This is a genomic window from Shewanella sp. 10N.286.52.C2 (assembly GCF_002874545.1).
Classification (GTDB): Bacteria; Pseudomonadota; Gammaproteobacteria; order Enterobacterales; family Shewanellaceae; genus Shewanella.
In genome coordinates this window covers 1070-24988 of sequence record NZ_MCTV01000040.1, presented here as the reverse complement: position 1 = coordinate 24988, position 23919 = coordinate 1070, and the positions used below count along the sequence as shown (strand labels likewise).

The following is a 23919-nucleotide window of genomic DNA, read 5'->3' as shown; positions in this document are numbered from 1 at the left end:
GCCAATAGTGATATAAACGCAAATGCTAGCGGCAATGCAACTAGCGATGAAGCGTCAGCTAATGAAACTTTGGCGTCAGATAATAGCACTTCAGCAACTAAGAAATAGTGCTTTTTAATCCCAATGCGCGCGAGTACAAATTTACCCCTCAATGATTACGTTAAACGCAATCCAATAGAACCAGCCTATACTTATGCAATTGTCAGCGCAATTGTTACCTATGTAGCTGTGTTCATTATCCTATTTACAGGTCTCAATCATGTTTAAGAAAGCGAGTGTTAACCCTCCGGTTTTCTTCCCTTCAGTATTGCTTATTTTTGTCATGGTATTTATTTGTGCCGTTTGGCCAAATGAAGCTAGCCAATTTTTTAAAGCCATTCAAAGTTGGTTAGAAGTTAAAGCGGGCTGGTTGTATATTGTTGGGGTGGCTATTTTTCTCATCTTTATTATTTTTGTCATGATGAGCCGTTTTGGTGACATCAAACTAGGCCCAGATCATTCCGTGCCTGACTACAGCTTTAAAAGCTGGGTATCTATGCTGTTTTCTGCAGGGATGGGTATTGGATTAATGTTCTTTGGCGTGGCAGAGCCAGTGATGCATTATTTAGCCCCACCTGATGCAACGCCTGAGTCACTGGAGGCTGCAAAAGATGCCATGAAGATTACTTTTTACCATTATGGCATCCATATTTGGTCAATCTATGCCGTAGTGGCTTTAAGCTTAGCGTATTTCTCATATCGTCATAAACTGCCTTTACTGCCACGTTCTGCCTTATATCCACTCATTGGCGAGCGTATCTATGGCCCTATAGGGCACGCGGTTGATACGTTTGCGGTGATCGGCACCATGTTTGGCGTAGCAACCTCATTGGGCTTTGGGGTGCTACAGGTCAATTCAGGCTTAAGTTATTTAATTGATGGTTTGCCAAATAACATCACTGTGCAAATTATTATCATTATGGCGATTACCGCGATAGCAACGGTTTCTGTTTTTGCAGGCTTAGATAGAGGCGTTAAACGTTTAAGTGAGCTTAACCTTGCGTTAGCACTGCTATTGCTTGTGGCAGTTTTAGTTCTTGGACCAACAGTGCTGTTACTGCAAGCATTTGTTCAAAATACCGGTGGTTATTTAAGTGATATTGTGGGTAAAACCTTTAACTTATACGCCTACGAGCAAAAAGATGATTGGCTTGGTGGCTGGACATTATTGTATTGGGGCTGGTGGATCTCATGGTCGCCATTTGTAGGTACTTTTATTGCTCGTGTCAGTCGTGGGCGCACTATTCGAGAATTCTTAGTCGGGGTGTTATTTTTCCCAACTGGCATCACTTTCCTATGGATGACAGTATTTGGTAATAGCGCCATTGATATGATTAGAAACCATGGGGCGAGTTATCTATCGGATGCGGTTTCTAATGATGTATCGGTGGCCTTGTTTCGATTTTTTGAGCATCTACCATTTTCATCAGTATTGTCCATCATTGCCATATTCTTAGTGGTAACATTTTTTGTTACTTCATCAGATTCCGGCTCGTTAGTGATTGATAACTTGACCTCAGGCGGTAATGAACAAGCGCCAGTAGGCCAGCGAGTTTTTTGGGCGATACTGCAAGGTGTTGTCGCGAGCGTATTATTACTCGCTGGTGGCTTACAAGCGTTACAAACAGCAGCGATTGCCAGTGCAATGCCAATCATGATTGTGATGCTATTGATGTGCCTTGGCTTGTATAAAGCCTTACAAGATGATCGCTTGAAATTAGAAAGTGTGCAGCAACACAATACCAGTGTGCAATTTGCTAAAGCCAACATGAGCTGGGAAGATCGTATTGATGTACTGGTCTCTCACCCCAGTCAAGAAGATGCGCAGCGATTTTTAGATAACATCGCCAAACCGGGACTTGAACAAGTCAGACAAATATTTTTAGCTAAAAATATGCCTGCTGTCATCACCCAAGATGATGAAAGGGTACGTTTATTGATCGGTAACAACGAAACCCTGCAGTTTGCTTATGGGCTGCGTATTCGAGCATTTACCATGAATGGTGCCGATGTCGAAGGCTTTGCTAGTGAGCAAGACTATTATCGGGTGGAAGTGTTCTTAGAGCACGGCGGTCAGCATTACGATGTGATGGGTTATACTCAAGAGCAAATTATTGCAGATATCGTTAATCAATATGAACGCTATTTACACTACCAGCATTTGTCTAATTCAGAGTTAGTGACTTACTAGCGGCTGCTTGTTTTAAGCGGTGCTTGTTTTAAGCGCTGCTTGTTTTAAGCGGTGCTTGTTTTAAGCGGTGCTTGTTTTAAGTGGTGCTTGTTTTAAGTGATGTTAGTATTACTCGAGCAGTGCAATTGTGATAGAAAACATTGCCCCAACCGATAACAGCGCTTATCCTTGGGGTAATTTTGTAATGAAAGTAAATTGGAAAGTCGATGTCAGCTACTCAAAGTAAATTAGATAAAGTATTAGCAGAAGCCAGAGATTACAAAGCCACTCGTGAAAAAGGCTACCGTGAACAAGCCTTAAAACTCTATCCTTGGATATGTGGCCGTTGTACACGTGAGTTTACTCATAAGAATTTATCTGAGCTGACGGTACACCATGTTGATCATAACCATGATAACAACCCGTCAGATGGCTCGAACTGGGAATTGTTATGCTTGTATTGCCACGATAATGAACATTCTCGATTTGAAGAGTTGATCCGTTATGGCAATACCACTGAAACCAAGCAAGAAGCCGCTACCTATAATCCATTTGCAGATTTAAAAGCAATGATGAAAAAGTAGCTTTGTTTACTGATACTCAGATGAAAAGCCCATATTTATGGGCTTTTTTGTACTTGGCTGAAAGCTTTATTGCTCAGCTTTACAATTCAAGGCTGTTCAATTTCCGCTTGGGCTTTTAACCACTTCTCACGGCTGATGATCTGGCTATTATTACCGCCTTTCATTCGTTCTTTTCGTTGTGGCAGTTGTTGCCATACCGCTTGTTTTTTCTCTTCACTGGCTTGTCCCCAGCCAACAATTTCATTGATGTGGCGAAAACAGCCCATGCAGTAATCTGCTTCATTTAAGCCGCATTTGGCGACGCAAGGTGAGTGCATTGTTAATCCTTTACCGTTCTAAAGTCTTGGCATTTATTGATTAAACCATATAGACAAATTAAATAAATAAAACTAGGCTGCGACTAGCTATAGTTTATTGAATTAATTAAGTTATTTGCAAGTTTAATTGGTTGTAACTATGGCTTTGTTGTCAGTGTTTCGTTGGTTTTTTGCTATAATAAATAGCCAACTTGCTGCTTTATTGTGTCGCTATTGCGTGGAGAGTACCATGAAATCATGGTTTAATTTAGCTGTAAAAAATCTTGCTAGCCTGAGTAGTCGTTGCTGGTTTGCTCAGTTTCACCCCCTTATTATCACCTGTAAAAAACTGCTTAGCCTTATGAGTATCGGCTTGTTATCTTTAAGTTTAACGGCTTGTTCACTGCTAGAAGTTAAGCTTGAAAGTGGCGTTGAACCCTTACCTAAAGAGCAGATAAACATGCGTATGTTTAGCCGTGAATTTAGTTATAGCTTTTATGCTGAAATTGAAGCCACCGCAGACCGCATTGCAGCTAATAGCGATGATGACAACGTTAGAGCTAACACCTTAATGTGGAAAATTTACGCTGAGCAAAGCCTGCAGCGGGCTATATTCCAAGCCTCTCCAGTAGCGGCAATGCTCGATACTTGGGTGTTGACCGAGCAAATGAAGCAGTTTTATGAAACTGGTGCTGGCAGTGAGTTATTCGGTGAACAACAGCAGCTCGCGATAGATAGCAGTGAAAAATTAGCGGATCAATTCGTCTCGACAGTAAAAGGCTTTATTAGCAACCAAAAGTTCAAAAATAATCAAGCGTTTGTGAGCCAATATGTGGCTGAAAATCCGCTTGAGGATATTACCTTTACCCGCACTACTGCCTTTAATGCTTGGTTGGCTTTTAGCAATATTTCAGAGTTTGAAGCCATTACCACTTTTGGTTCAATGCCTGAGGTGATGAGTGATATGTCTGATCGTATGGCGATGACCACTGAGCAGATGCCAAAAATTCTTGGCTGGAAAGCCGAGTTATATGCACTTCATGCTGATGTTAGCGCCGCTGATATAGAATTAGCCCTTAAAAATATCAGTGAAACCACCAAAAAATTTCAGCAGTTAATGCAGCAAACCCCTGAAATGATGACCATGCTTGCCGGTGATATGCGAGTGGAGCTGGCGCCATTATTAGATCAACTGAGTGATGTCACAGATGATAAACTGCAGCAGTTATCAAAAGAGCGTGAATCACTAGCCTTAATTATTGTTCACGAGCGAGAAGCGTTAGCGCAAATGATTGCTGATGAACGCAGCGCTGCTATTCAAGATTTAGATGCACTAACCCAAAAAACCGTTGAATTAGTGTTTGCCCAAGTGATTGAGTTAATTAAAAGTGTGATTGTGTATTTCATTTTATTCTTAATTGCGATATTTTTTGCGCCTCTAGCTATGGGGGTTTGGTTAGGTAAACGCATGGCGGTTCGAAAGTCTGAACCCAAATCTAACCCTAAATCAGCTATCAAAGTCGCAGGTAGTGAGTAGTGAGAGTGCTTAATGATGGTGTAAACCATCAATCACACCAATAAACCATAGGATGCCAATGAGCACACAGATTGCCATGAACTGCGCGACAGACGCTAACAATTGTAGCGACAATAGCGCCAAGCTAGGCCAGCTTAGCGAGTGCTTACTAAAGCTAAATAGTTTGTGGCAAGTGAAAGCCTTTGATTGTCAGCAATTACCTTGGTCTGAGCAGTTTCCTTGCTTAGCCGCAAAGGTTTGGGCCATTGCAGATACTGACATAGAGGCACTAGATGTAGCTCAAGGGGCATTGGTATCGGCGTTACTGCCGTCATTGATGCAAGATATGCAGCAGTTGGGGATGAAAATTGATGGCTTAGCCGCGATGTTAAGCACATCGACAAATGGTGATGTATCGTTAACGAGACCAGAACCCAAATCGTTTGAAGCACACGCTGTAGAAATAGGCCTGTCTGACACTGAGCTTAGCCATTTCAGCGCCCATATCAAAGGCCGAAAGTGGCAGCAAATTACTGCTTTTTCAGCGCATATTCCTAAAGGAAACCCGATTGTTGAATGGTGTGCAGGTAAAGGCCATTTGGGACGTTATATTGCTAAAACCCATCAAGTTAAGGTTAGCAGTTTAGAGTGGCAACAAAGCTTGTGTGAGCAAGGCCAGCAGTTTGCAGACAAGTGGCAATTGTCGCAGCAGTTTCATTGTGTTGATGTGTTTAACTTAGCCAATAGTACATTAGGGGCCAACCCGCTAAGTTCAGAGCAACATGCCATTGCGTTACATGCCTGTGGTGATTTACATGTTAGGCTGCTGGAGTTAGCCGCTCAAGCAAACACCAAACAAATCTCGTTTTCACCTTGTTGTTATCATCTTATTCAAGCTAATTACTATCAGCCGCTATCCCATGCTGCAAAAAACAGTGGCCTTAAGCTATCGCGACATGATTTACAGTTGCCGCTGCAGCAAAGTGTGATTGCCAATGACAAGCAGCAAGCATTACGACATCAAGAAATTGCTTGGCGCTTAGGCTTTGATAGCTTGCAGCGAGATATTAGCGGTAATGATCGCTATCTGCCGATCCCCAGTGTTAAACGAAGCCAGTTATCGGCATCATTTAGTGATTTTTGTTATTGGGCTGGGGCGCAAAAACAAGTCAATATCGGCGCTGTAACCGACTTTGATGCCTATCTTGCTCAAGGGGTAGCTAGGCAAAGGCTAACTCAGCGTATCGATCTAGTCGCGCACCTGTTTAGGCACGCTTTAGAGCAGTGGTTATTACTGGATAGAATGTGCTTTTTACAACAGCAGGGTTATCAAGTTACCATGGTTGAATTTTGTGCAAACGAAATCACACCAAGGAATTGGTTAATTCAAGCTGAAAAATTAACCTAATTAAATAATTCTGTTCGAATAGTTTTCTAAGGTACTGTTTAATAGTTTTTATTTTAAATCCTCTTGATTAACCCCTTTAGTGATACAGTTAATACCCCAGCGATAAACTGCGGCTTTGGTAGATTTATATATTACTAATTGTGGTTTTGTATTGAATATTGAAGCTTTTCTTGTTCAAATGGCGGGTTAGTAGCAAATACCAATAAATTCGGTTGCCTAAGGCGGCCTTAAAGTGAGCGATTGATACGGTTTCATGAAATATTCCCGCGTTTTTATTAATAGTATGGCCTATGAGTTAGCACCCCAAGTGGTGTCTAGTCTAGACCTAGAATCTCGTCTTGCGCCGCTTTATCAAAAGTTTCGTATTCCAATGGGGCAATTAGCCGCTTTAACCGGTATTAAGGAACGTCGCTGGTGGCCAAAAGGTTATCGTTTATCTGACGGCGCTATCAGTGCTGCCCGTAAAGCGGTTGCTGAAACAGGTATCAATGTCAGTGATTTAGGGGCAGTTGTTTACACAGGCGTGTGCCGTGACCAACATGAGCCCGCAACCGCGTGCCGCGTGGCTGCAGAGCTTGGTGTGTCTAAAGATACCGCGATTTACGATATCAGTAACGCTTGTTTAGGTGTGCTTTCTGGCATTTTAGATATCGCTAACCGTATTGAGCTTGGACAAATTAAAGCCGGTATGGTGGTATCTTGTGAATCGGCGCGCGATATTGTTGAAGTCACTATCGACAATATGCTCAATGAGCCGACAATGCAGAATTTTGCCCAATCGCTAGCGACCTTAACCGGTGGCTCTGGTGCGATTGCGGTTATCTTAACTGACGGTAGCTTACCGCTTAAAAATACTCGTAATCATCAGCTATTAGGTGCCAGCCACTTATCGGCGCCTGAGCATCACGAGTTATGTCAGTGGGGCCTACAAGAAACCAGTCAAAAGTTATATCGTGAGTTTATGCGTACCGATGCCGTCACCTTACTTAAAGAAGGGGTTGATCTGGCTAAGCATACTTGGGAACACTTCTTAACTCAGCGTGAGTGGTTAGTGGATCAAGTTGATAAAGTGATTTGTCATCAAGTGGGCGCATCAAACCGCAAACAAGTGTTAAATGCTCTCAATATTCCTCATGAAAAAGAATTTCCAACTTATGAAACCTTGGGCAATATGGGCACGGTTTCGCTGCCAGTAACAGCGGCGATGGCCCACGACCAAGGCTTTTTAAAATTAGGCGATCAAGTGAGCTTTCTAGGCATAGGCAGCGGGTTGAACTGTATGATGCTAGGCATCAAGTGGTAATCATTTCGCTGGTTATAGAATAAGTATTATAAAATTGTAGGAAGCATCATGTTAGAAAATCTGTTGCCTTTTGATAGCCATTATTTAGACCGCAGTGGTAACAAACTGCATTATGTTAATGAAGGCCAGGGTGAGCCAGTGGTTATGGTTCATGGAAATCCAAGCTGGAGTTATTACTACCGTAACTTAGTCAGTGCATTAAGCACCAATTATCAGTGTATTGTGCCTGATCATATTGGTTGTGGTTTATCGGATAAACCTGATGACCCACAATACGATTACACATTAGAAAATCGTATTGATGATTTAGAAGCGCTGTTAGATCATTTAGATGTCAAAGAAAACATCACCTTAGTGGTTCATGACTGGGGCGGAATGATTGGTATGGGCTATGCTGCCCGTTATCCTGAGCGCATTAAGCGCTTAGTATTTTTAAACACAGCAGCATTTCACTTACCTGAATCTAAGCCTTTTCCTTGGGCATTATGGGTTTGCCGCGAAACTATTTTAGGGACGTTTTTGGTCAGAGGCTTTAATGCCTTTTCATCCATTGCATCCTATGTGGGTGTTAAACGTCAGCCAATGGCCAAAGCAGTGCGCGAAGCCTACGTTGCGCCATTTAATAGCTGGAAAAACCGTATTTCAACCTTACGTTTTGTGCAGGATATTCCGTTAAAGCCTGAAGATCGTAACTATGAGTTAGTTTCAAATATTGCTGATAGTTTATCTAAATTCTCTGAAGTGCCAACACTGATTTGTTGGGGACTACAGGATTTTGTATTTGATAAGCACTTTTTAGCAAAGTGGCGTCAATATATGCCCCATGCGCAAGTAAGAGAGTTTGATGACTGTGGTCATTATATTCTTGAAGATGCTAGCGAAGATGTCATCGGGCTTATTCAGAACTTTATGGCTAACAACCAGCAAAGCTAAACAGCGACCTTGGGCGTGATGAAATACTCATTATTCACGCCCAAGTTATAAACCAATGACATCAGGCTTATGACATTAAAAACGGCTAACATCTGTCGGCATTTACAAGATGCGGCAAATAACTTTCCTTCTCAATTAGCTGTCGCGGTGCAAACAGCGACATCTGCCAATCAAGCCTCTCACGCTTTAACTTATCAAGACGTCGATTTTGGCTCCCTAAACCAACAATCTGATGATATTGCCTATCGTTTAAATGCCTTTGGCCTTCAAACTGGCATGAAAGCTGTGTTGATGGTGACCCCAAGCATTGATTTTTTCGTGCTAACGTTTGCGTTATTTAAAGCGGGCGTAATTCCTATTCTGGTCGATCCCGGTATGGGGGTTAAAAACTTAAAACAATGTTTTGAAGAGTCACAACCCGATGTGTTTATTGGTATCCCTAAAGCCCATATTGCCAGAAGAATATTAGGTTGGGGTAAATCTTCGGTTAAGCTTTGCTTAAATGTGGGCGGCAGTAGTATTCAGCGTTGGTTATCAGGCGCAGTGAGTATTGACGCCTTGCCACAGGTTAGTGGATCATTTGCCAAAGCTTACCCCATGGTCACACTGTGTGATGATCAAATGGCGGCAATTTTATTTACCAGTGGCAGTACAGGCACCCCAAAAGGTGTGGTGTATTCCCATGGCATGTTTGAAGCGCAAATTAGCGCCCTTAAACATGATTACGGCATTAAGCCCGGTGAGCGCGACTTAGCGACTTTTCCATTATTTTCATTATTTGGCCCTGCACTGGGTATGGCATCTATTGTGCCAGCGATGGACGCCAGTAAACCCATAACCGCTAATCCTGAGTATTTATTCGCAGCGATTGAGAAATATCAATGTACTAATATGTTTGTTAATCCGGCATTGCTGGAGCGCTTAGGCGCCGCTGCTGAAACTAAAACCGCAGCCCAAAACCAAGCATTTACATTACCAAGCGTGCAAAGAGTTATTTCAGCAGGGGCGCCAGCAACCATCTCATCAATAAAGCGTTTTAGCAAAATGTTAGCAACAGGAGTTGAGGTGCTCAACTCTTATGGGGCGACAGAGTCTTTGCCGATTAGCATGATGCCAAGCAGCGAGCTGTTTGATACCACCGCCGCAACTGATGCTGGTAAAGGTATTTGTGTGGGTAAAGCCATTGATGGTGTTGAGATTAGCATTATCGATATTACTGAGTCAGTTATCAGCCATTGGGATGAAGCCGATATTTTACCTGTAGGAAAGATTGGTGAAATCGTCGTAAAAGGGCCGATGGTAAGTCGTGAGTATTATCATCGCGATAGTGCAACTAAGCTGGCCAAAATTACTGATGCTGACGGTATTCGACACCGCATGGGTGATGTCGGTTACTTGGATGAATTAGGGCAATTATGGATGTGTGGCCGCAAGGCCCATCGAGTTGATCAAACTCTAAAAGGTAGCCTTAGTAAACGTTATTTTTCAATTCCCTGTGAGCGGGTATTTAACACCCATAAACAAGTAAAACGTTCAGCACTGGTGAATATTGTCATTAATGGCAATATTGAACCACTGTTATGTGTCGAACTTGATAAAGCCATGACTTGCTCAAACAGTAAAGCGCTATACCAAGAGTTAGTTGATATCGCTGAAAAACATACACATACAATGGGTATTTCACGTTTTTTAATTCATCCAGATTTTCCTGTGGATGTCAGACACAACGCGAAAATATTCAGAGAAAAATTAGCTGTTTGGGCTCAAAAACAGTGGAAAGAATAGTGCAAATCGTTGCTGAAATGTTTGCCAACAATCAATTTTTATTAGCGTTCTCAATTAGGTAAATACATGCTTGAACTCGAAATGTTATTAAAGCCAGAACAGGCAGCCTTAGCTGCGCTTAAAAGTCGGGTTAACAAAGTATTTGTCACCGGGGCAGGTGGTTTTTTAGGTAAAGCGATTTGTACTCGTCTGCGAGCAGCAGGCATTGAAGTTAATGGTTTTGCTCGTGGTGAATATCCTGCATTAACGGCGATGGGCGTTAACATGTATCAAGGTGATATTAGCGATTCAGATGCGCTAGCAGCGGCGATGCAAGATTGTGATTTAGTGTTTCATGTGGCGTCAAAAGCGGGTGTTTGGGGCGATAGAGATAGCTATTTTGCCCCTAACGTTAATGGAACCGCTAATATCCTGCGTGCGTGTAAAGCATTAAAGATCAATCATGTGGTTTACACCAGTACTCCAAGTGTCACCTTTGCGGGTGAAGATGAAGCCGGTATTGATGAATCTTCCCCTTATGCCGCTAGCTTTTTAAACTTTTATGGTCACTCTAAAGCCATTGCCGAAAAAATGGTGCTAGAAGCCAATGGGCCGCAGTTGAAAACCACCGCATTAAGACCGCATTTAATTTGGGGACCTGAAGATCCACACTTGGTGCCTAGAGTGATAGCGCGGGCGAAAATCGGCAAGCTAAAGTTGGTGGGTAAACAAGATAAACTGGTTGATACCATTTATGTTGATAATGCCGCTTATGCGCATATTCTTGCGGCAGTAGACTTAACGCAACAAGCTAAGAGTGCAGGTAAGGCATATTTTTTAAGTAACGATGAACCTATCACTATGGCGGCCATGCTCAATAACATTTTAGCCTGTGTTGATATTGCTCCAGTGACGAAACGAGTTCCTGCTGGTGTGGCGTATAGCGCGGGTGTGGTATTAGAAACCATCTATAAAATACTTGGTAAACAGCAAGAGCCGATTATGACAAGGTTTGTCGCAAGACAATTATCCACCTGTCATTATTTTGATATTAGCGCCGCTAAAAACGATTTAGGTTATGAAGCGCTGATCAGTATTGACGAAGGTATGTTGCGCTTAAAAGCATCACTAAATTAAGCCGATAATTTAAATCGCTAATTTAAGTTGAAATTTAAATTATCAGCAAGGGATTACCAGTATACATGTTGTTGCTGGTGATCTTGTTTCATCACATCAGTTGTATGTTATCTGTCATTATTATTAAAGCACTGTGCAAATCACTAATCACTATAACCACTAGAATCCTCGTTGACTCATTGTTTATAACCGCAGTCACAATCTAAAACTTTAAATATGTAAAAACAACATCTTGCGCGCCATTCTTGGTTGTGATGTAACATTGTGTTTACAATGTGTTCAATATGAATAATCGCTAAACTATTGGTTAAAATTTTCAGCGCGCTATCTTAAATTCCTGTCCACACACATAGTAAAATAATTTAAATTCATATGTGGGCCTGGGAGAACGAGATGCCAGATCAATGGAAACCAGCCACAGTAGCGATTCATAGTGGTCATATAAAGGAAGCGTTTGGCGCATTAGTCACGCCACTTTATCAAAGTGCCACCTTCGTGTTTGACAATGCCCAGCAGGGCGGAGCCAGGTTTGCCGGTGACGAACAAGGCTACATTTATACGCGTCTTGGTAACCCTACTACCGCAGAGTTAGAACGTAAAATGGCCTTACTTGAAGGGGCAGAATCTGCCGCTGCATGTGCCTCAGGCATGGCTGCTGTTTCAGCGGCGTTAATGACTCATCTGGAGGCTGGCGATCATTTAATTTCATCAAATGCGGTGTATGGTTGCACTTTTGCTTTGTTGAGTAGCCAACTAAAACGGTATGGCGTGGATACAACATTTGTAGACTTTTCTGATCCCTTAGCAATTGAAGCGGCAATTCAGCCTAATACTAAATTGGTATTTTGTGAGAGCCCTGTCAATCCGCATTTACAAGTATTTGATTTAACCGCAATAGCAGCTATTGCAAAGCGCAATAATTTGATAAGTATTGTTGATAACACCTTTATGACGCCTTTATTGCAACAGCCGCTGACTTTGGGTATTGATATGGTGATCCACAGTGCAACCAAATACTTAAATGGTCATGGGGATGTCATTGCAGGCATTGTTTGTGGAAGTGAAGCGCATATTCATCAATTAAAATACCAAATTCTTAAAGACTTTGGCGGTGTTATTTCGCCCCATGATGCATGGCTAATTTTAAGAGGATTAAAAACCTTAGATGTCAGGTTAAGCCGTCATTGTGACAATGCTGAAAAGTTGGCTGTTTACCTTAATCAACATACAAAAGTAAGCAGTGTTTTTTATCCCGGGCTTGAAAATCATCAAGGCTTTAAATATGTCGGCAAACAAATGCGTCGAGCGGGTGGGGTAATCGCTTTTGAATTAATAGGGTCCGAACAAGATGCGATTAACTTTGTAAATAAATTAAAACTGTTCACGATAGCCGTGAGTTTGGGCGATGCGGAGTCACTTATTCAGCATCCTGCATCAATGACTCATTCACCCTACACCCCCGAAGCGAGAGCAGAAGCGGGGATAACCGATAATTTATTACGGATTTCAGTTGGGTTAGAAAACGTAGAAGATTTGATTATCGATATTGAACAAGCACTTTAGGTAATAAAACTTTTGAAAGCGATTTAAATACGGCTTTAGCAAGTAAAATTATTAGAAGTTTTTTGAAATTTAATGATGATATTTGGAAGTTTAAGAAGGATATTTTGAAATTGAAGAAGAGTATTACTATTTGAAAGTGATTTATATTGGTTGCGGGAGCTGGATTTGAACCGACGACCTTTGCAGATTTATAAGAGTTGAGCCCGAACTGAGGATCTAAAAATCGGCGCAATACACTTGAGCTTGAAAAATGATGAAGAATATTTTGAAATTAAGAAGGATATTTTGAAATTCAAGAAAAGTATTAATATTTGAAAGTGATTAAAATTGGTTGCGGGAGCTGGATTTGAACCAACGACCTTTGCAGATTTATAAGAGTTGAGCCCGAACTGAGGATCTAAAAATCGGTGCAATACACTTGAGCTTGAAAAGTGATGAAGAATATTTTGAAATTAAGAAGGGTATTTTTAAATTTAAGAAGAGTATTAATAATTTAAAATGATTTAAATTGGTTGCGGGAGCTGGATTTGAACCAACGACCTTCGGGTTATGAGCCCGACGAGCTACCAAACTGCTCCATCCCGCGTCCGATTAAAAACTTACCTGTTACACTGCATTAAAAAGAATTGGTTGCGGGAGCTGGATTTGAACCAACGACCTTCGGGTTATGAGCCCGACGAGCTACCAAACTGCTCCATCCCGCGTCCGATTTTAATGACTTTTTACAATAATACTTTAACTATAATACTAATTGGTTGCGGGAGCTGGATTTGAACCAACGACCTTCGGGTTATGAGCCCGACGAGCTACCAAACTGCTCCATCCCGCGTCCGATTATATAGTTCTATTAAGTTAAGAGGTTGCATTAGTTATATTATAACCAATGAACTTTGCCGATTTATATAAGTTAAGCTCGACGAATTGTCTGCTCAATCAAATAAATTGGTTGCGGGAGCTGGATTTGAACCAACGACCTTCGGGTTATGAGCCCGACGAGCTACCAAACTGCTCCATCCCGCGTCCGTACTTAATAGTGTGTTGTTTTTATTGGTTGTGATTAATGATTTGAATCAATAATACACATTAATAAAATTAACCAATTGAATTAATATTCAACTTGAAAATTTTATTGGTTGCGGGAGCTGGATTTGAACCAACGACCTTCGGGTTATGAGCCCGACGAGCTACCAAACTGCTCCATCCCGCGTCCGAATAAAAACTAACTTGCTTAAACTTTTCTTTAGCAACCATGATTAAATGATTGTAGGAGCTGGGTTTGAACCAACGACCTTTGCCAGTTTATATTAGCTGAGCCCGACTATTTATATGCTAACTAATTGTCTGCTTACTAAGGTTAAATGGTTGCGGGAGCTGGATTTGAACCAACGACCTTCGGGTTATGAGCCCGACGAGCTACCAAACTGCTCCATCCCGCGTCCGTTTAAGCGGGGCAGACTATAACGGCCAATCTTGTTCTTGGCAAGTCATAATGACAACTTTATTACTGCTTGCTGACTTACTGAGCACCAATAGCAAAAAATAGCGGCTTTATAAGGCAGATAGCCCTGTTATAGCCGTAGTTTTGAAACAGAAATGAAAGTTTACTCACCAATACAGGGCTATATCGGTAATGTATTGTATAAAATGTGGCAATTAACAGACATTTTCACACCTAATATCGGTTTAGGTATATAATGCATGCTTAATTATATCTGTGAGTTGATGACTGTCTATCCATGTTGAATTTTTTTGCTGCTGCCCCAAAGGGGTTTGAATATAGCTTATCCAATGAGCTTAAAGAGTTTGGTGCTACTGATGTTAAGGAAAGCGTCGCTGGTGTGTATTTTTCTGCGCCGTTAGAACTTGCCTATCGAATTACATTGTGGACTCGACTTGCTAGCCGAATTGTTGTGGTTATCTATAAAGGTGCTTGTGAATCTGCTGAGCAACTTTATAACGCAGCTTACAGTATTGATTGGCCGTCTCACTTCTCAAACGATAGTACCTTCAGTATCGATTTTCACGGTACTGGCGGCTTTATTAATAATACCCAGTTTGGCGCTTTAAAAACCAAAGATGCGGTTGTGGATCGTTTTCGCGATGATGGTTTAGATAGACCTGATGTTGGACGCGTCAATGCTGAATTTAGAATTGATGCCCATTATCGTAATAATCAATTAACGCTTTCAGTTAATTTCTCTGGCGCTTCTTTACACCAACGTGGCTACCGATCAATAACCGGTGAAGCACCTCTGAAAGAAAACTTAGCCGCTAACATGCTTATAAGAAGTGGTTGGCAAGCAAATCCAATTACATTATTAGATCCCTTTTGTGGCAGTGGTACCGTTGTTATCGAAGCGGCATTAATGGCTGCAGATATTGCTCCAGCTCTTAAACGCGCCCGTTTTGGTTTTGAGCATTGGCATCAACATGACGATACCCTATGGCAAGGGATTTTAAATGAAGCAAAAGCCCGAGCCAGTCTTGGTAAAACTCGCTGCGCATTAAAGTTTTTTGCCTCTGATATTGACGGTCACCTTGTAGCGCTTGCAAAACAAAACGCAGAAAACGCCGGTGTTGCTGATTTAATTGAATTTAGTGTTTCAGATGCACTTGATGTTACTCCACCAGTAGAAGCGGGTTTCTTAATCTCAAACCCACCATATGGTGAGCGTTTAGGTAGCATTACGGAATTATTGAAGCTGTATTACAAGCTTGGCGATAAGTTTAAGAAAGACTTTGGCGGTTGGAAAATTGCCATGTTGTGTAGTGATATTGAATTACTCTCAGCATTAAAGCTAAAAGCCGATAAGCAAATGAAGATGTTTAACGGTGCACTAGAGTGTGGCTTTAACTTATATACTTTGCATGCTAAAAGCACTCGCCGTGAAATGCCGGTGTTGCCTGAAGGTGTTGATATTGCAGATATCTCGCCTGCTTTTGCTAATCGTATTAAAAAGAATATGAAGCAACTAACCAAGTGGGCTAAAAAAGAAGGTATTGATAGTTACCGCATTTATGATGCTGACTTACCTGAATACAATGTGGCAGTTGATAAATATGTCGATTATGTGGTTATTCAAGAATACTCTGCGCCTGCGACTATTCCTGAAGCGGTGACAAAGCGTCGTTTAACCGATGTATTACTCTCATTGCCTGCAGCATTAAATATGGACCCTGATCGCGTTACCTTAAAGACCCGTGAAAAGCAAAAGGGCACCAACCAGTATCAAAAGCTTGATCAACAAAAGCTGGAGATCATTACCCAAGAGTATGGCGCTAAGTTTAAGTTAAATTTAACTGGCTACCTTGATACCGGTTTATTCTTAGATCATCGTTTGACCCGTAAATTAGTTGGTGAAAAATCAGCGGGTAAAAATGTGCTGAATTTATTTTCTTACACAGGCTCTGCATCGGTACATGCGGCATTAGGTGGGGCTAAATCTGTCACTACAGTCGATATGTCAAATACTTACCTTGCTTGGGCAAAAGAGAATTTTGATTTAAATAATTTATCAGGTAAGCAATATCAATTCATCCAAGCTAACTGTATTCAGTGGGTGAAAGATTGTGAAGAGAAATTCGATCTGATATTTATCGATCCGCCAACTTTTTCTAATTCAAAAAGAATGGAAGATAGCTGGGACGTTCAACGAGACCATGCGGCAATGCTGGTTGATTTGATTAAAGTATTAAGCCCTAATGGCGAAATTATTTTCTCGAATAATAAGCGTAAATTTAAAATGGATATCGAGCTTTTAAGCCAATATAAAATGGACATTAAAAATATCGATAGTCAAACATTACCATTGGATTATAAGCGTAATCCGCACATCCATAATACTTGGTTAATTACCCATGCTAAGTCTCCTTACGCTAAATAAGCTTTAAGGTTAAAGGTATGAGTTCTAACCCAACAACAGACAGTGCAGGCCTAATTTTATATCACACAGATGGCTGTCATCTGTGTGAAATTGCTCAAGCGTTAGTTGAGCAATTAGGCATTGACTATCAACATATTGATATTTGCGATAATGACACACTGGCAAGCCGTTATGGCATCTCTATACCAGTGTTAGTTATGGATGAAAAAGAATTGTTTTGGCCCTTTGATGCCCAGCAGTTAACAGAATTTATTAGGAGCGTCGCTTGAGTTTAGTTCGTATTAATAATGGCTCTTTAGCCTATGGCTATACCCCGTTATTGAAAAATGCTGATTTCACTATTTTACCTGGTGAGCGAGTGTGTATCGTAGGCCGAAATGGGGCGGGTAAATCAAGTTTAATGAAAGTGCTGTCAGGTGATGTATTACTTGATGACGGTGAATTTAATATTGCCTCTGATGTGAATGTCAGTCGACTACAGCAAGATCCGCCTAAAGCTGAAACCGGCACGGTTTATAAATATATCTCTTTAGCATTAAAAGAAATTGGTGAAATGCTAGAGCGTTATCATAAGCTTTCACATGACGTTGCTACCGCTGAACCTGATGAAATGAACAAGATGCTCAATCAAATGCAGCGCTTGCAAGAGTCATTAGATCATAATAACGGCTGGCATTTAGATTCTCGTATTATTCAAAATTGTGAATTGTTAGGCTTAGATCCCGATAAACCCCTTAGTGAGTTATCAGGTGGCTGGCAGCGTAAAGTGGCATTAGCAAGAGCCCTAGTTAGCGAACCGGACTTATTATTGCTTGATGAACCGACCAACCACCTTGATATTGATACCATTGAATGGCTTGAAGAGTTTTTATTAAACTTTAAAGGCGCTATCGTGTTTGTCAGTCATGACCGTGGCTTTATTCATCGTATGGCAACACGCATTGTTGATTTAGATCGCGGCGTAGTGACATCGTGGCCGGGTAATTACCATGCTTATTTAGAAGGTAAGCAAGAGTGGTTGCGTGTTGAAGCGGAACAAAATGCCCATTTTGACAAAAAATTAGCAGAAGAAGAAACTTGGATCCGTCAAGGGGTAAAAGCCAGACGTACCCGTAATGAAGGCCGAGTGCGCGCCCTTAAAGCATTAAGAAATGAACGCAGTGAGCGCCTGAATCGTCAAGGTAATGCCAAGATGAACGTCAGTGATACTGAGCGTTCTGGTAAGTTAGTATTTGATATTAATAATCTTAATTACAATTTACCTGATAAAGATTTAGTTAAAAACTTCAGTTCAACGGTTATACGTGGTGACAGAATTGCCTTAATCGGGCCAAACGGTTGTGGTAAATCAACATTAATTAAGCTATTAATTGAGCAGCTTTCGCCGCAATCAGGTGAAGTTAAAGTCGGTACCAAACTCGAAGTTGCCTATTTTGACCAATACCGTGAAGCGTTAGATCCAGAAAAAACCGTTGAAGAAAACGTAGGCGACGGTAAGAAAACCGTTACGATTAACGGTCAAGATCGTCATATATTAAGTTACTTACAAGACTTCTTGTTTTCACCTATGCGTGCACGTACCCCTGTTAAGGCGTTATCAGGTGGTGAGAAAAACCGATTGCTATTAGCACGCTTGTTATTGCGACCTGCAAACTTAATTATTCTCGATGAACCAACCAATGACCTTGATATTGAGACCCTAGAATTGTTAGAGTCCTTACTAACTGATTTTAAAGGGACCTTATTGATTGTTAGTCACGACAGGGAATTTATTGATAATACCGTGACCAGTAGTTGGTGGTTTGCCGGTAATGGTAACTGGCATGAGTATGTTGGCGGATACAATGATGCCGTCTCTCAGGGCGCTAAATTTTATTCTGAGGAACAAGCAGCAACATCTGTTGTCCAAACTCCTGCGCCAGTAGAAACTAAGCCTGTAAAGCAGACTAAAGCTGCCAGTACAGCACCTAAAAAATTATCGTTCAAACTTCAACGTGAACTCGAACAACTACCGAGTAAAATGGAAAAGTTAGAACAAGAAGTAGAAGAAATACAAAATACTGTGGCTTCAGCTGATTTTTATAGCCAACCACAAGATACCGTCAACTCAGTGCTTAAAGCATTGGCGACAAAAGAACAGGAATTGGACACTTGCTTCGAGCGTTGGGAAGAACTCGAATCACTGAAGTAAGCGTATAATAATAATAGGAATTATAATGAAGTCGAAGTTTGATAAGGCATTATCTGTCGTTGCCTTGAGTGTGCTTGGCGCTATCGGAAGTGTACATGCCGCTCCAGTATATGAAATTGTAAACATTGAAGATTTTGATCTTAAAGGCACAGTAGACGGTACCCGAAGTGGTTACGCCATGGCTGTTAATGCCAACAATGAACTTGTAGGTGTTTCTAAAGGTAAGAAAAAACTATCTGTCGATGATGACGAAGATGACAATGACGTTATTGATGTAGAAGATGGTATCGCACCTGAAGAAACCATTATTTATTCAGTATTTTTGCCTCTGGTGGCAAATAACTTTACTTTCACAGCGGAAGAATACGATGCTGAGTCAGCTTGGTATCCAAACTTCTATAGCGTTAATGGCACTACAGCACCAACCGATGTTGATGATGAAGGCGAGTTAATTATCAACTCGGTTGATACCTTTTTCTATGGCATGAATGACAACAATTACAAAGTTGGTTCATATACTGCGCCTGAAAAAACTATCGACTATGTTGGTAGTGATGAAGACCAAGAGTTTTGGTACTATCGCGATTTTGAGCTTCGTGGTGTCGCTGTCACGCCTGACGGAGAAGAACTTGAATTAGTACCATCTTACGAAACTTATATTCGTGAAGATGATGGTTTTGAAGTTGAGTTAGGTGGCTGGTCAGCGGCTGCGGCAATTAACGATAATAATTTGGTGGCAGGTTATGCCAGTACTGACATTATTGAATTCAGCTCAGATCGTATCGATAGTTGTATTGACGCAGATTTAGACGCAGATGAAGACTCTCCTGCGCCAGTTGAAATTTGCGTACAGGCAGATCAATTCCCATCAAATGGTCGTCGTAACATTCAGTATCAAACCCGTGCCCATGTATGGCAAATTGCTGATGATAATACGATTCCTGCAGAAAACGTCATTGAGTTGGAGTTAGGTTTAACCCCTGATGAAGATTCAACCTTGGTGTATACCGCTCAAGCTTTAGGTGTTAACAACAATGATGTCGTCGTAGGGCGCTCACACGTTTACCGTAATGGTAAAACGGATGATCTTTATCAAGATGCCGCCTACTGGGTGAAAAATGCCGCAGGTGAATATGAGTATCAGTGGATTGATACTGATATTTTCAAAGATGATGTATATAGTTCAATAGCTCGTGATATTAACGACAACGGTATCGTCATCGGTACTTTTTATAAATATGTCAGTGGAATTTTACGAGATAAGTTCTTCTATTACGATATTAACAACCCATCTGCTGAAATCGTAGTACCTAGTGACTTTCAAGATTCAGGTATTTCAGAGCTAAGTAGTTACCCAAAAGCCATTAATAATGCAGGTCAAGTGGTTGGTAATATTGAGGTCACTTATGATAAAGATAAGCCGCGACCAAAAGCAGGTTTTCTTTATAACATCGGTGATGATGAATTTGTGAACCTTAATGCGACTTTAACGTGTGAGTCAAAAGGCTATGAGCAAGATGCTGATGGCAAATGGACTCGTTATCCGGTTGAGGTTATTGATGGTGACGGCTCAATTTTAAGCTATGACAGTGAAATATATGTGGTTGAGGCCAATGACATCAATGAAGACGGCACCATTGTAGGTACAGCATTTATTCGTAAACCTTTATACCAATTTGATACCGATGGTAATTTGATTCTTGATGAAGACACTAACCTACCGTTATTTGAAATAAATGGTAATGGCGACCCTGTAACGTCTTATTTACCGCGTATGGTGGTAATGAAACCGGTATCAGGTAACGAACAAGCCTGTACTGAAAGTGATGACGTAGAAGATGAGCCCTATGTAAGAAAAGGGGCGGCTAGCTTTGCTTGGTTATTCGCTCTGCCGTTACTTTGGTTACGTCGTCGCAAGCTTAAGTAGAGAGCATTTTTTGAACTAAAAGTCGAGGATTATTCCTCGATTTTTTTTTGCTTTTTATCTCAATACTTTAATTAAAAACACATAATTTTGTCATATTTTTGCATTGATCTTGTGTGAAATTTCACCTATTTCTAATGCTGAAGCGAACGCTTCTTGATTAACAAAATGAGGATGTGTTAATGAAAAGACAAAAAAGAGATAAGTTAGATAGAGCTTTTTCTAAGGGATTCCAAGCAGGTATTGCAGGGCGCTCTAAGGAGCTTTGCCCTTACGGAACTTTAGATTCTAAATCTCAATGGTTAGGTGGTTGGAGAGAAGGCGTAGATGGACGTATGAGTGGTTTGTTTAATAAATAAATGAAAAGGCATCATATTAATATCTTTGCCCTCAGGGGGTTGATTGAGGGCAAAATAATGCCGTTTAGCTAAGTTAACCCGAAGCAACATTAGCTAACAGTGATTACTATTCATATTCAGTGAAATGCTTAAAAGGTCGAGGTATCCTTAAAAATACCGACTTTCAAATCAGTAGCCGAGTAAATCTCACGGCCATCCACTTCCATAGTGGCATCAGCAATCCCCATAACCAGCTTACGGTGAATCTTTCGTTTTAAAGTGAGCTTATAGGTGACTTTTTTCGCTTCCGGTAATACTTGCCCGGTGAACTTTACTTCGCCAACCCCAAGTGCGCGCCCTTTACCTTCTGCGCCTTCCCAGCCTAAATAAAAGCCAACCAATTGCCACATGGCATCTAAACCTAAGCAACCTGGCATCACAGGATCACCATTAAAGTGGCAGTCAAAAAACCATAAATCAGGGGTGATATCGAGTTCAGCGACTATTTCGCCTTTACCATATTCACCACCGTCAGCATTAATGGTTGTGATCCTATCTATCATCAACATATTATCGACAGGCAGACGTGGTGAGTTAGGCTCAAAAAGGTTGCCATTACCACATGCGATCAGCTCTTCTTTAGTGAAACTGTTAGCTCTTTTCATTTAAATATTTACCACTTTATTACGAATAGGCTGACAAGATAGCGAACACGTGTAAGCTAAACAACTCCGATCACTATAATATCTTTAATTTCATTAATATTTTTTGTAAAAAGCTTAATTCGAGCTCTTCATCATCGTGGCCAGCCATTTTTTCTAAACGTGTTTGGACCTGGCCATAAATTGATTCAGCAGGAAAATCATTGTCTTCGTTTCTTACCCCTGCTGGAGCTTTCATTAATAAATCGATAGCTTGATCCATATGCTCAATTGCATGAATATGAAACAAGCCTTTTTCAACGGCCTCAATAACTTCGGTTTCAAGGTTTAGTTGTAGCACATTCGATTTAGGAATAATAACGCTGTGCTCACCTGTTAAGCCACGTCGCTTACATAAATGATAGAAGCCTTCGATCTTTTCATTCACACCACCAATGGCTTGCACCGCGCCGAATTGATCAAGTGCGCCCGTAATGGCAAATGCTTGGTTAATCGGCTGCTCGGCAATGGCAGACATTAAGCAGCAGTACTCAGCTAAAGAGGCACTATCGCCATCAATCTCTTGATAAGACTGCTCAAACACTATATTGGCATTTAAATGCAAAGGTACATCGCGACCAAAAATACGGTACAAGGAAGCTGAAAGGATCATCATACCTTTAGTATGAATATTACCGCCCAACTCTGATTTCCTCTCAATATCAATCACTTCACCGTCACCATAATGGACAGAGGTAGTGATCCTTGCCGGCTCGCCATAACTTGAATCATCAGTGTCAATCACAGTTAAGCCATTAATCTGGCCGATTATTTCACCGCTCGTTTGCAGATTAATGAAATTATCATCAAAGTTTTGTGCTGAATAAACCTCAGAACTGTCATGGCGTGACTTTGACTGTCTAAGAGCTTTTGCTATGGCAGTTGAATTGAGCGAAGCACTATTAGAGTATGCTTTAGCTTGAGTCAGTACCTGAACTATTTGCAGCATTGATAAACTTAAGCGTTGCTGATGCTCAGTAAGTTTGGCGCTGTAATTAAATAGCGGTATCAAGCTTGATGGCTCTAATTGAATGTTATAGGCATCAGCTAAACTATTTAGCCATTGCAGGTACTGAGTTTCATTATATTTAGTTAAATCAATTTCTGAGTTAACCTCGCCAAGCAGTGGAAAGTTTTTATAAAAAACTCTGTCTTCAGTTCTTAAATGAGTAAACAAGTTAGCTGAGCCCATTAGCACAATTTTACAATTGAGTGGGATTGGCGCGATATCGTTGCTAATTTTATATTGTTTATGCTCGAGGATCTGCATGACAAAATCCCACAGGCCTTCACGTTTCCATAAAGAGTTAGCATCAATAAAAACGAAATGGTTGGAGGCTAAAATGCCAGCTTTATACTGGCTAGACTTATCAGTCTTATGCATTTTACCGACTAGATCAGCGCGGCGAATAGAGCCACTAACATAGCTGTAAAGGGTATTTTGATGCGCAACAGTGCCAACATTCTCTGCCGGTAACTCAGCCTGCCAGCGGAAATTAAAATTGTGATTTTCATCTTGGCTTTTAGTCGCAACCAAAAAGGAATCTGATGGCGTATTAGCCTGACTCACAAGGGCTTTAATAAACAGTTCACGCTCAATACCCGCAAAATCAGCGACAAATAAATGTTGGTGTGCAAGTTTAGTCATTAAATTAAATGCATCTAAACAACGCTCTTGTCCCAACAATAAATGGCTTAGATAAGCAGTAGAAGGTAAAGATTGAGGTAACGTAAACTGAGGAGCAAGTTTGGGTATAGAAATTAAAGTTGTGGTCATAGCTTTAAGTATCAGAAATAGTTAAAGCGATTTTAGCATATATTATCGTCATATCATTGAAATGTTCGATGCTTTGCGGATTATCTATGGGCTTGCTGGAAAAATATGACACTGGATTGCTATATTCAAGGCCATTGCTGCTTCTTATTTGGGGTTTAGCGTAATTCTTTAAACAAAATGTAATCGCTAAAAGCGTGTTTGTTGATAGAAAAGGTGAGGGAATCCAGTGGTGTAGAAGGTGATTTTTACTCACCTGATTAGCAAATGAGCCAACAAAGGTGGAAAAATGTCTTAAAAGCTTATTTGATGAGCATTTGAATGTTTTTTTATAAATTCCGGTTTACAACGAGGTCTGATACTTATATTATTCTCGGCGTTCGGAGAGATGGCA

At 40.9% G+C, this 23919-nt stretch carries 17 protein-coding genes and 6 tRNA genes; 14 read left to right on the top strand and 9 right to left on the bottom strand.

The features are described 5' to 3' along the window. The first annotated feature begins 259 nt into the window (after window positions 1–259). A complete protein-coding gene (locus BCU94_RS15350; protein WP_102437675.1) occupies window positions 260–2230 on the top strand; it encodes a BCCT family transporter in 1971 nt (656 codons plus the stop codon). 206 nt (window positions 2231–2436) lie between these two features. Further along, window positions 2437–2793, top strand: coding sequence for a YajD family HNH nuclease (locus BCU94_RS15345; RefSeq protein ID WP_076539886.1), 357 nt, complete (start codon window positions 2437–2439; stop codon window positions 2791–2793). An 86-nt stretch (window positions 2794–2879) separates the two neighbouring features. On the opposite strand, the gene BCU94_RS15340 is transcribed toward BCU94_RS15345, so the two are convergent. Further along, on the bottom strand, window positions 2880–3110 hold the full coding sequence (locus BCU94_RS15340; protein ID WP_102437673.1) for a DUF1289 domain-containing protein: 231 nt from the start codon (window positions 3108–3110) through the stop codon (window positions 2880–2882). Window positions 3111–3339: 229 nt separating this feature from the next. On the opposite strand from BCU94_RS15340, the gene BCU94_RS15335 reads away from it, so the two are divergent. The 7 genes from BCU94_RS15335 (at window position 3340) to megL (ending at window position 12713) form a co-directional block, all read left to right on the top strand. Beyond that, a complete protein-coding gene (locus tag BCU94_RS15335) occupies window positions 3340–4626 on the top strand; it encodes a chemotaxis protein (protein WP_347230786.1) in 1287 nt (428 codons plus the stop codon). 76 nt (window positions 4627–4702) lie between these two features. Next, window positions 4703–6013, top strand: a complete 1311-nt coding sequence (locus BCU94_RS15330; RefSeq protein ID WP_102476875.1) for a methyltransferase — start codon at window positions 4703–4705, stop codon at window positions 6011–6013. Window positions 6014–6266: 253 nt separating this feature from the next. Then, window positions 6267–7316, top strand: coding sequence for a 3-oxoacyl-ACP synthase III (locus BCU94_RS15325; RefSeq protein WP_076539890.1), 1050 nt, complete (start codon window positions 6267–6269; stop codon window positions 7314–7316). Between the two features lie 48 nt (window positions 7317–7364). After that, window positions 7365–8249, top strand: coding sequence for an alpha/beta fold hydrolase (locus BCU94_RS15320; RefSeq protein ID WP_102437671.1), 885 nt, complete (start codon window positions 7365–7367; stop codon window positions 8247–8249). Between the two features lie 69 nt (window positions 8250–8318). After that, window positions 8319–10034: an olefin beta-lactone synthetase gene (oleC, locus tag BCU94_RS15315; RefSeq protein ID WP_102476874.1), complete on the top strand. Its 1716-nt coding sequence runs from the start codon at window positions 8319–8321 to the stop codon at window positions 10032–10034. A gap of 66 nt (window positions 10035–10100) precedes the next feature. Next, window positions 10101–11150 (top strand): 2-alkyl-3-oxoalkanoate reductase, encoded by a 1050-nt coding sequence (gene oleD / locus BCU94_RS15310; protein WP_102437667.1) that lies wholly within the window; start codon window positions 10101–10103, stop codon window positions 11148–11150. 393 nt (window positions 11151–11543) lie between these two features. After that, window positions 11544–12713: a methionine gamma-lyase gene (gene megL, locus BCU94_RS15305; RefSeq protein ID WP_102476873.1), complete on the top strand. Its 1170-nt coding sequence runs from the start codon at window positions 11544–11546 to the stop codon at window positions 12711–12713. A 509-nt stretch (window positions 12714–13222) separates the two neighbouring features. Here the strand turns inward: megL and BCU94_RS15300 are convergent. From BCU94_RS15300 to BCU94_RS15275, 6 genes are all read right to left on the bottom strand, one after another. Then, window positions 13223–13299, bottom strand: a tRNA-Met gene (locus BCU94_RS15300). Between the two features lie 41 nt (window positions 13300–13340). Further along, window positions 13341–13417, bottom strand: a tRNA-Met gene (locus BCU94_RS15295). 48 nt (window positions 13418–13465) lie between these two features. Next, window positions 13466–13542, bottom strand: a tRNA-Met gene (locus BCU94_RS15290). 114 nt (window positions 13543–13656) lie between these two features. Further along, window positions 13657–13733 (bottom strand) — tRNA-Met (locus tag BCU94_RS15285). 110 nt (window positions 13734–13843) lie between these two features. Further along, window positions 13844–13920: transfer RNA gene (locus BCU94_RS15280), tRNA-Met, on the bottom strand. A 152-nt stretch (window positions 13921–14072) separates the two neighbouring features. Further along, window positions 14073–14149, bottom strand: a tRNA-Met gene (locus tag BCU94_RS15275). A 300-nt stretch (window positions 14150–14449) separates the two neighbouring features. On the opposite strand from BCU94_RS15275, the gene rlmKL reads away from it, so the two are divergent. The 5 genes from rlmKL to rmf all read left to right on the top strand — a co-directional run bounded on the left by rlmKL (window position 14450) and on the right by rmf (window position 21071). After that, window positions 14450–16597 carry a bifunctional 23S rRNA (guanine(2069)-N(7))-methyltransferase RlmK/23S rRNA (guanine(2445)-N(2))-methyltransferase RlmL gene (gene rlmKL, locus BCU94_RS15270; RefSeq protein WP_102476872.1) on the top strand — a complete coding sequence of 716 codons (2148 nt, stop codon included), beginning with the start codon at window positions 14450–14452 and terminating at the stop codon, window positions 16595–16597. Window positions 16598–16614: 17 nt separating this feature from the next. Further along, window positions 16615–16866: a glutaredoxin family protein gene (locus BCU94_RS15265; protein WP_102437661.1), complete on the top strand. Its 252-nt coding sequence runs from the start codon at window positions 16615–16617 to the stop codon at window positions 16864–16866. Beyond that, window positions 16863–18788 (top strand): ABC transporter ATP-binding protein, encoded by a 1926-nt coding sequence (locus tag BCU94_RS15260; protein WP_102476871.1) that lies wholly within the window; start codon window positions 16863–16865, stop codon window positions 18786–18788. The genes BCU94_RS15265 and BCU94_RS15260 overlap by 4 nt, the downstream gene beginning before the upstream one ends. Before the next feature lie 25 nt (window positions 18789–18813). After that, a complete protein-coding gene (locus BCU94_RS15255) occupies window positions 18814–20715 on the top strand; it encodes a DUF3466 family protein (protein WP_102476870.1) in 1902 nt (633 codons plus the stop codon). Window positions 20716–20894: 179 nt separating this feature from the next. Next, window positions 20895–21071 carry a ribosome modulation factor gene (gene rmf / locus BCU94_RS15250; protein ID WP_076539913.1) on the top strand — a complete coding sequence of 59 codons (177 nt, stop codon included), beginning with the start codon at window positions 20895–20897 and terminating at the stop codon, window positions 21069–21071. 128 nt (window positions 21072–21199) lie between these two features. Here rmf and fabA read toward each other — a convergent pair whose 3' ends face one another. Both fabA and BCU94_RS15240 read right to left on the bottom strand, forming a co-directional pair. Continuing rightward, on the bottom strand, window positions 21200–21715 hold the full coding sequence (gene fabA / locus BCU94_RS15245; protein WP_102437655.1) for a bifunctional 3-hydroxydecanoyl-ACP dehydratase/trans-2-decenoyl-ACP isomerase: 516 nt from the start codon (window positions 21713–21715) through the stop codon (window positions 21200–21202). A 73-nt stretch (window positions 21716–21788) separates the two neighbouring features. After that, a complete protein-coding gene (locus tag BCU94_RS15240) occupies window positions 21789–23528 on the bottom strand; it encodes a S16 family serine protease (protein WP_102437653.1) in 1740 nt (579 codons plus the stop codon). Between the last annotated feature and the right edge of the window lie 391 nt (window positions 23529–23919).

What these genes read in the sequence shown, in the direction of transcription:
- rlmKL (WP_102476872.1), top strand. Translation starts at nt 14,450, where the DNA reads ATGTTGAATTTTTTTGCTGCTGCCCCAAAGGGGTTTGAATATAGCTTA.
- oleD (WP_102437667.1), top strand. Translation starts at nt 10,101, where the DNA reads ATGCTTGAACTCGAAATGTTATTAAAGCCAGAACAGGCAGCCTTAGCT.
- BCU94_RS15265 (WP_102437661.1), top strand. Translation starts at nt 16,615, where the DNA reads ATGAGTTCTAACCCAACAACAGACAGTGCAGGCCTAATTTTATATCAC.
- BCU94_RS15335 (WP_347230786.1), top strand. Translation starts at nt 3,340, where the DNA reads ATGAAATCATGGTTTAATTTAGCTGTAAAAAATCTTGCTAGCCTGAGT.
- BCU94_RS15320 (WP_102437671.1), top strand. Translation starts at nt 7,365, where the DNA reads ATGTTAGAAAATCTGTTGCCTTTTGATAGCCATTATTTAGACCGCAGT.
- BCU94_RS15340 (WP_102437673.1), bottom strand. Translation starts at nt 3,110, where the DNA reads ATGCACTCACCTTGCGTCGCCAAATGCGGCTTAAATGAAGCAGATTAC.
- BCU94_RS15350 (WP_102437675.1), top strand. Translation starts at nt 260, where the DNA reads ATGTTTAAGAAAGCGAGTGTTAACCCTCCGGTTTTCTTCCCTTCAGTA.
- rmf (WP_076539913.1), top strand. Translation starts at nt 20,895, where the DNA reads ATGAAAAGACAAAAAAGAGATAAGTTAGATAGAGCTTTTTCTAAGGGA.
- megL (WP_102476873.1), top strand. Translation starts at nt 11,544, where the DNA reads ATGCCAGATCAATGGAAACCAGCCACAGTAGCGATTCATAGTGGTCAT.
- fabA (WP_102437655.1), bottom strand. Translation starts at nt 21,715, where the DNA reads ATGAAAAGAGCTAACAGTTTCACTAAAGAAGAGCTGATCGCATGTGGT.
- BCU94_RS15255 (WP_102476870.1), top strand. Translation starts at nt 18,814, where the DNA reads ATGAAGTCGAAGTTTGATAAGGCATTATCTGTCGTTGCCTTGAGTGTG.
- BCU94_RS15240 (WP_102437653.1), bottom strand. Translation starts at nt 23,528, where the DNA reads ATGACCACAACTTTAATTTCTATACCCAAACTTGCTCCTCAGTTTACG.
- BCU94_RS15325 (WP_076539890.1), top strand. Translation starts at nt 6,267, where the DNA reads ATGAAATATTCCCGCGTTTTTATTAATAGTATGGCCTATGAGTTAGCA.
- BCU94_RS15345 (WP_076539886.1), top strand. Translation starts at nt 2,437, where the DNA reads ATGTCAGCTACTCAAAGTAAATTAGATAAAGTATTAGCAGAAGCCAGA.
- BCU94_RS15330 (WP_102476875.1), top strand. Translation starts at nt 4,703, where the DNA reads ATGAACTGCGCGACAGACGCTAACAATTGTAGCGACAATAGCGCCAAG.
- oleC (WP_102476874.1), top strand. Translation starts at nt 8,319, where the DNA reads ATGACATTAAAAACGGCTAACATCTGTCGGCATTTACAAGATGCGGCA.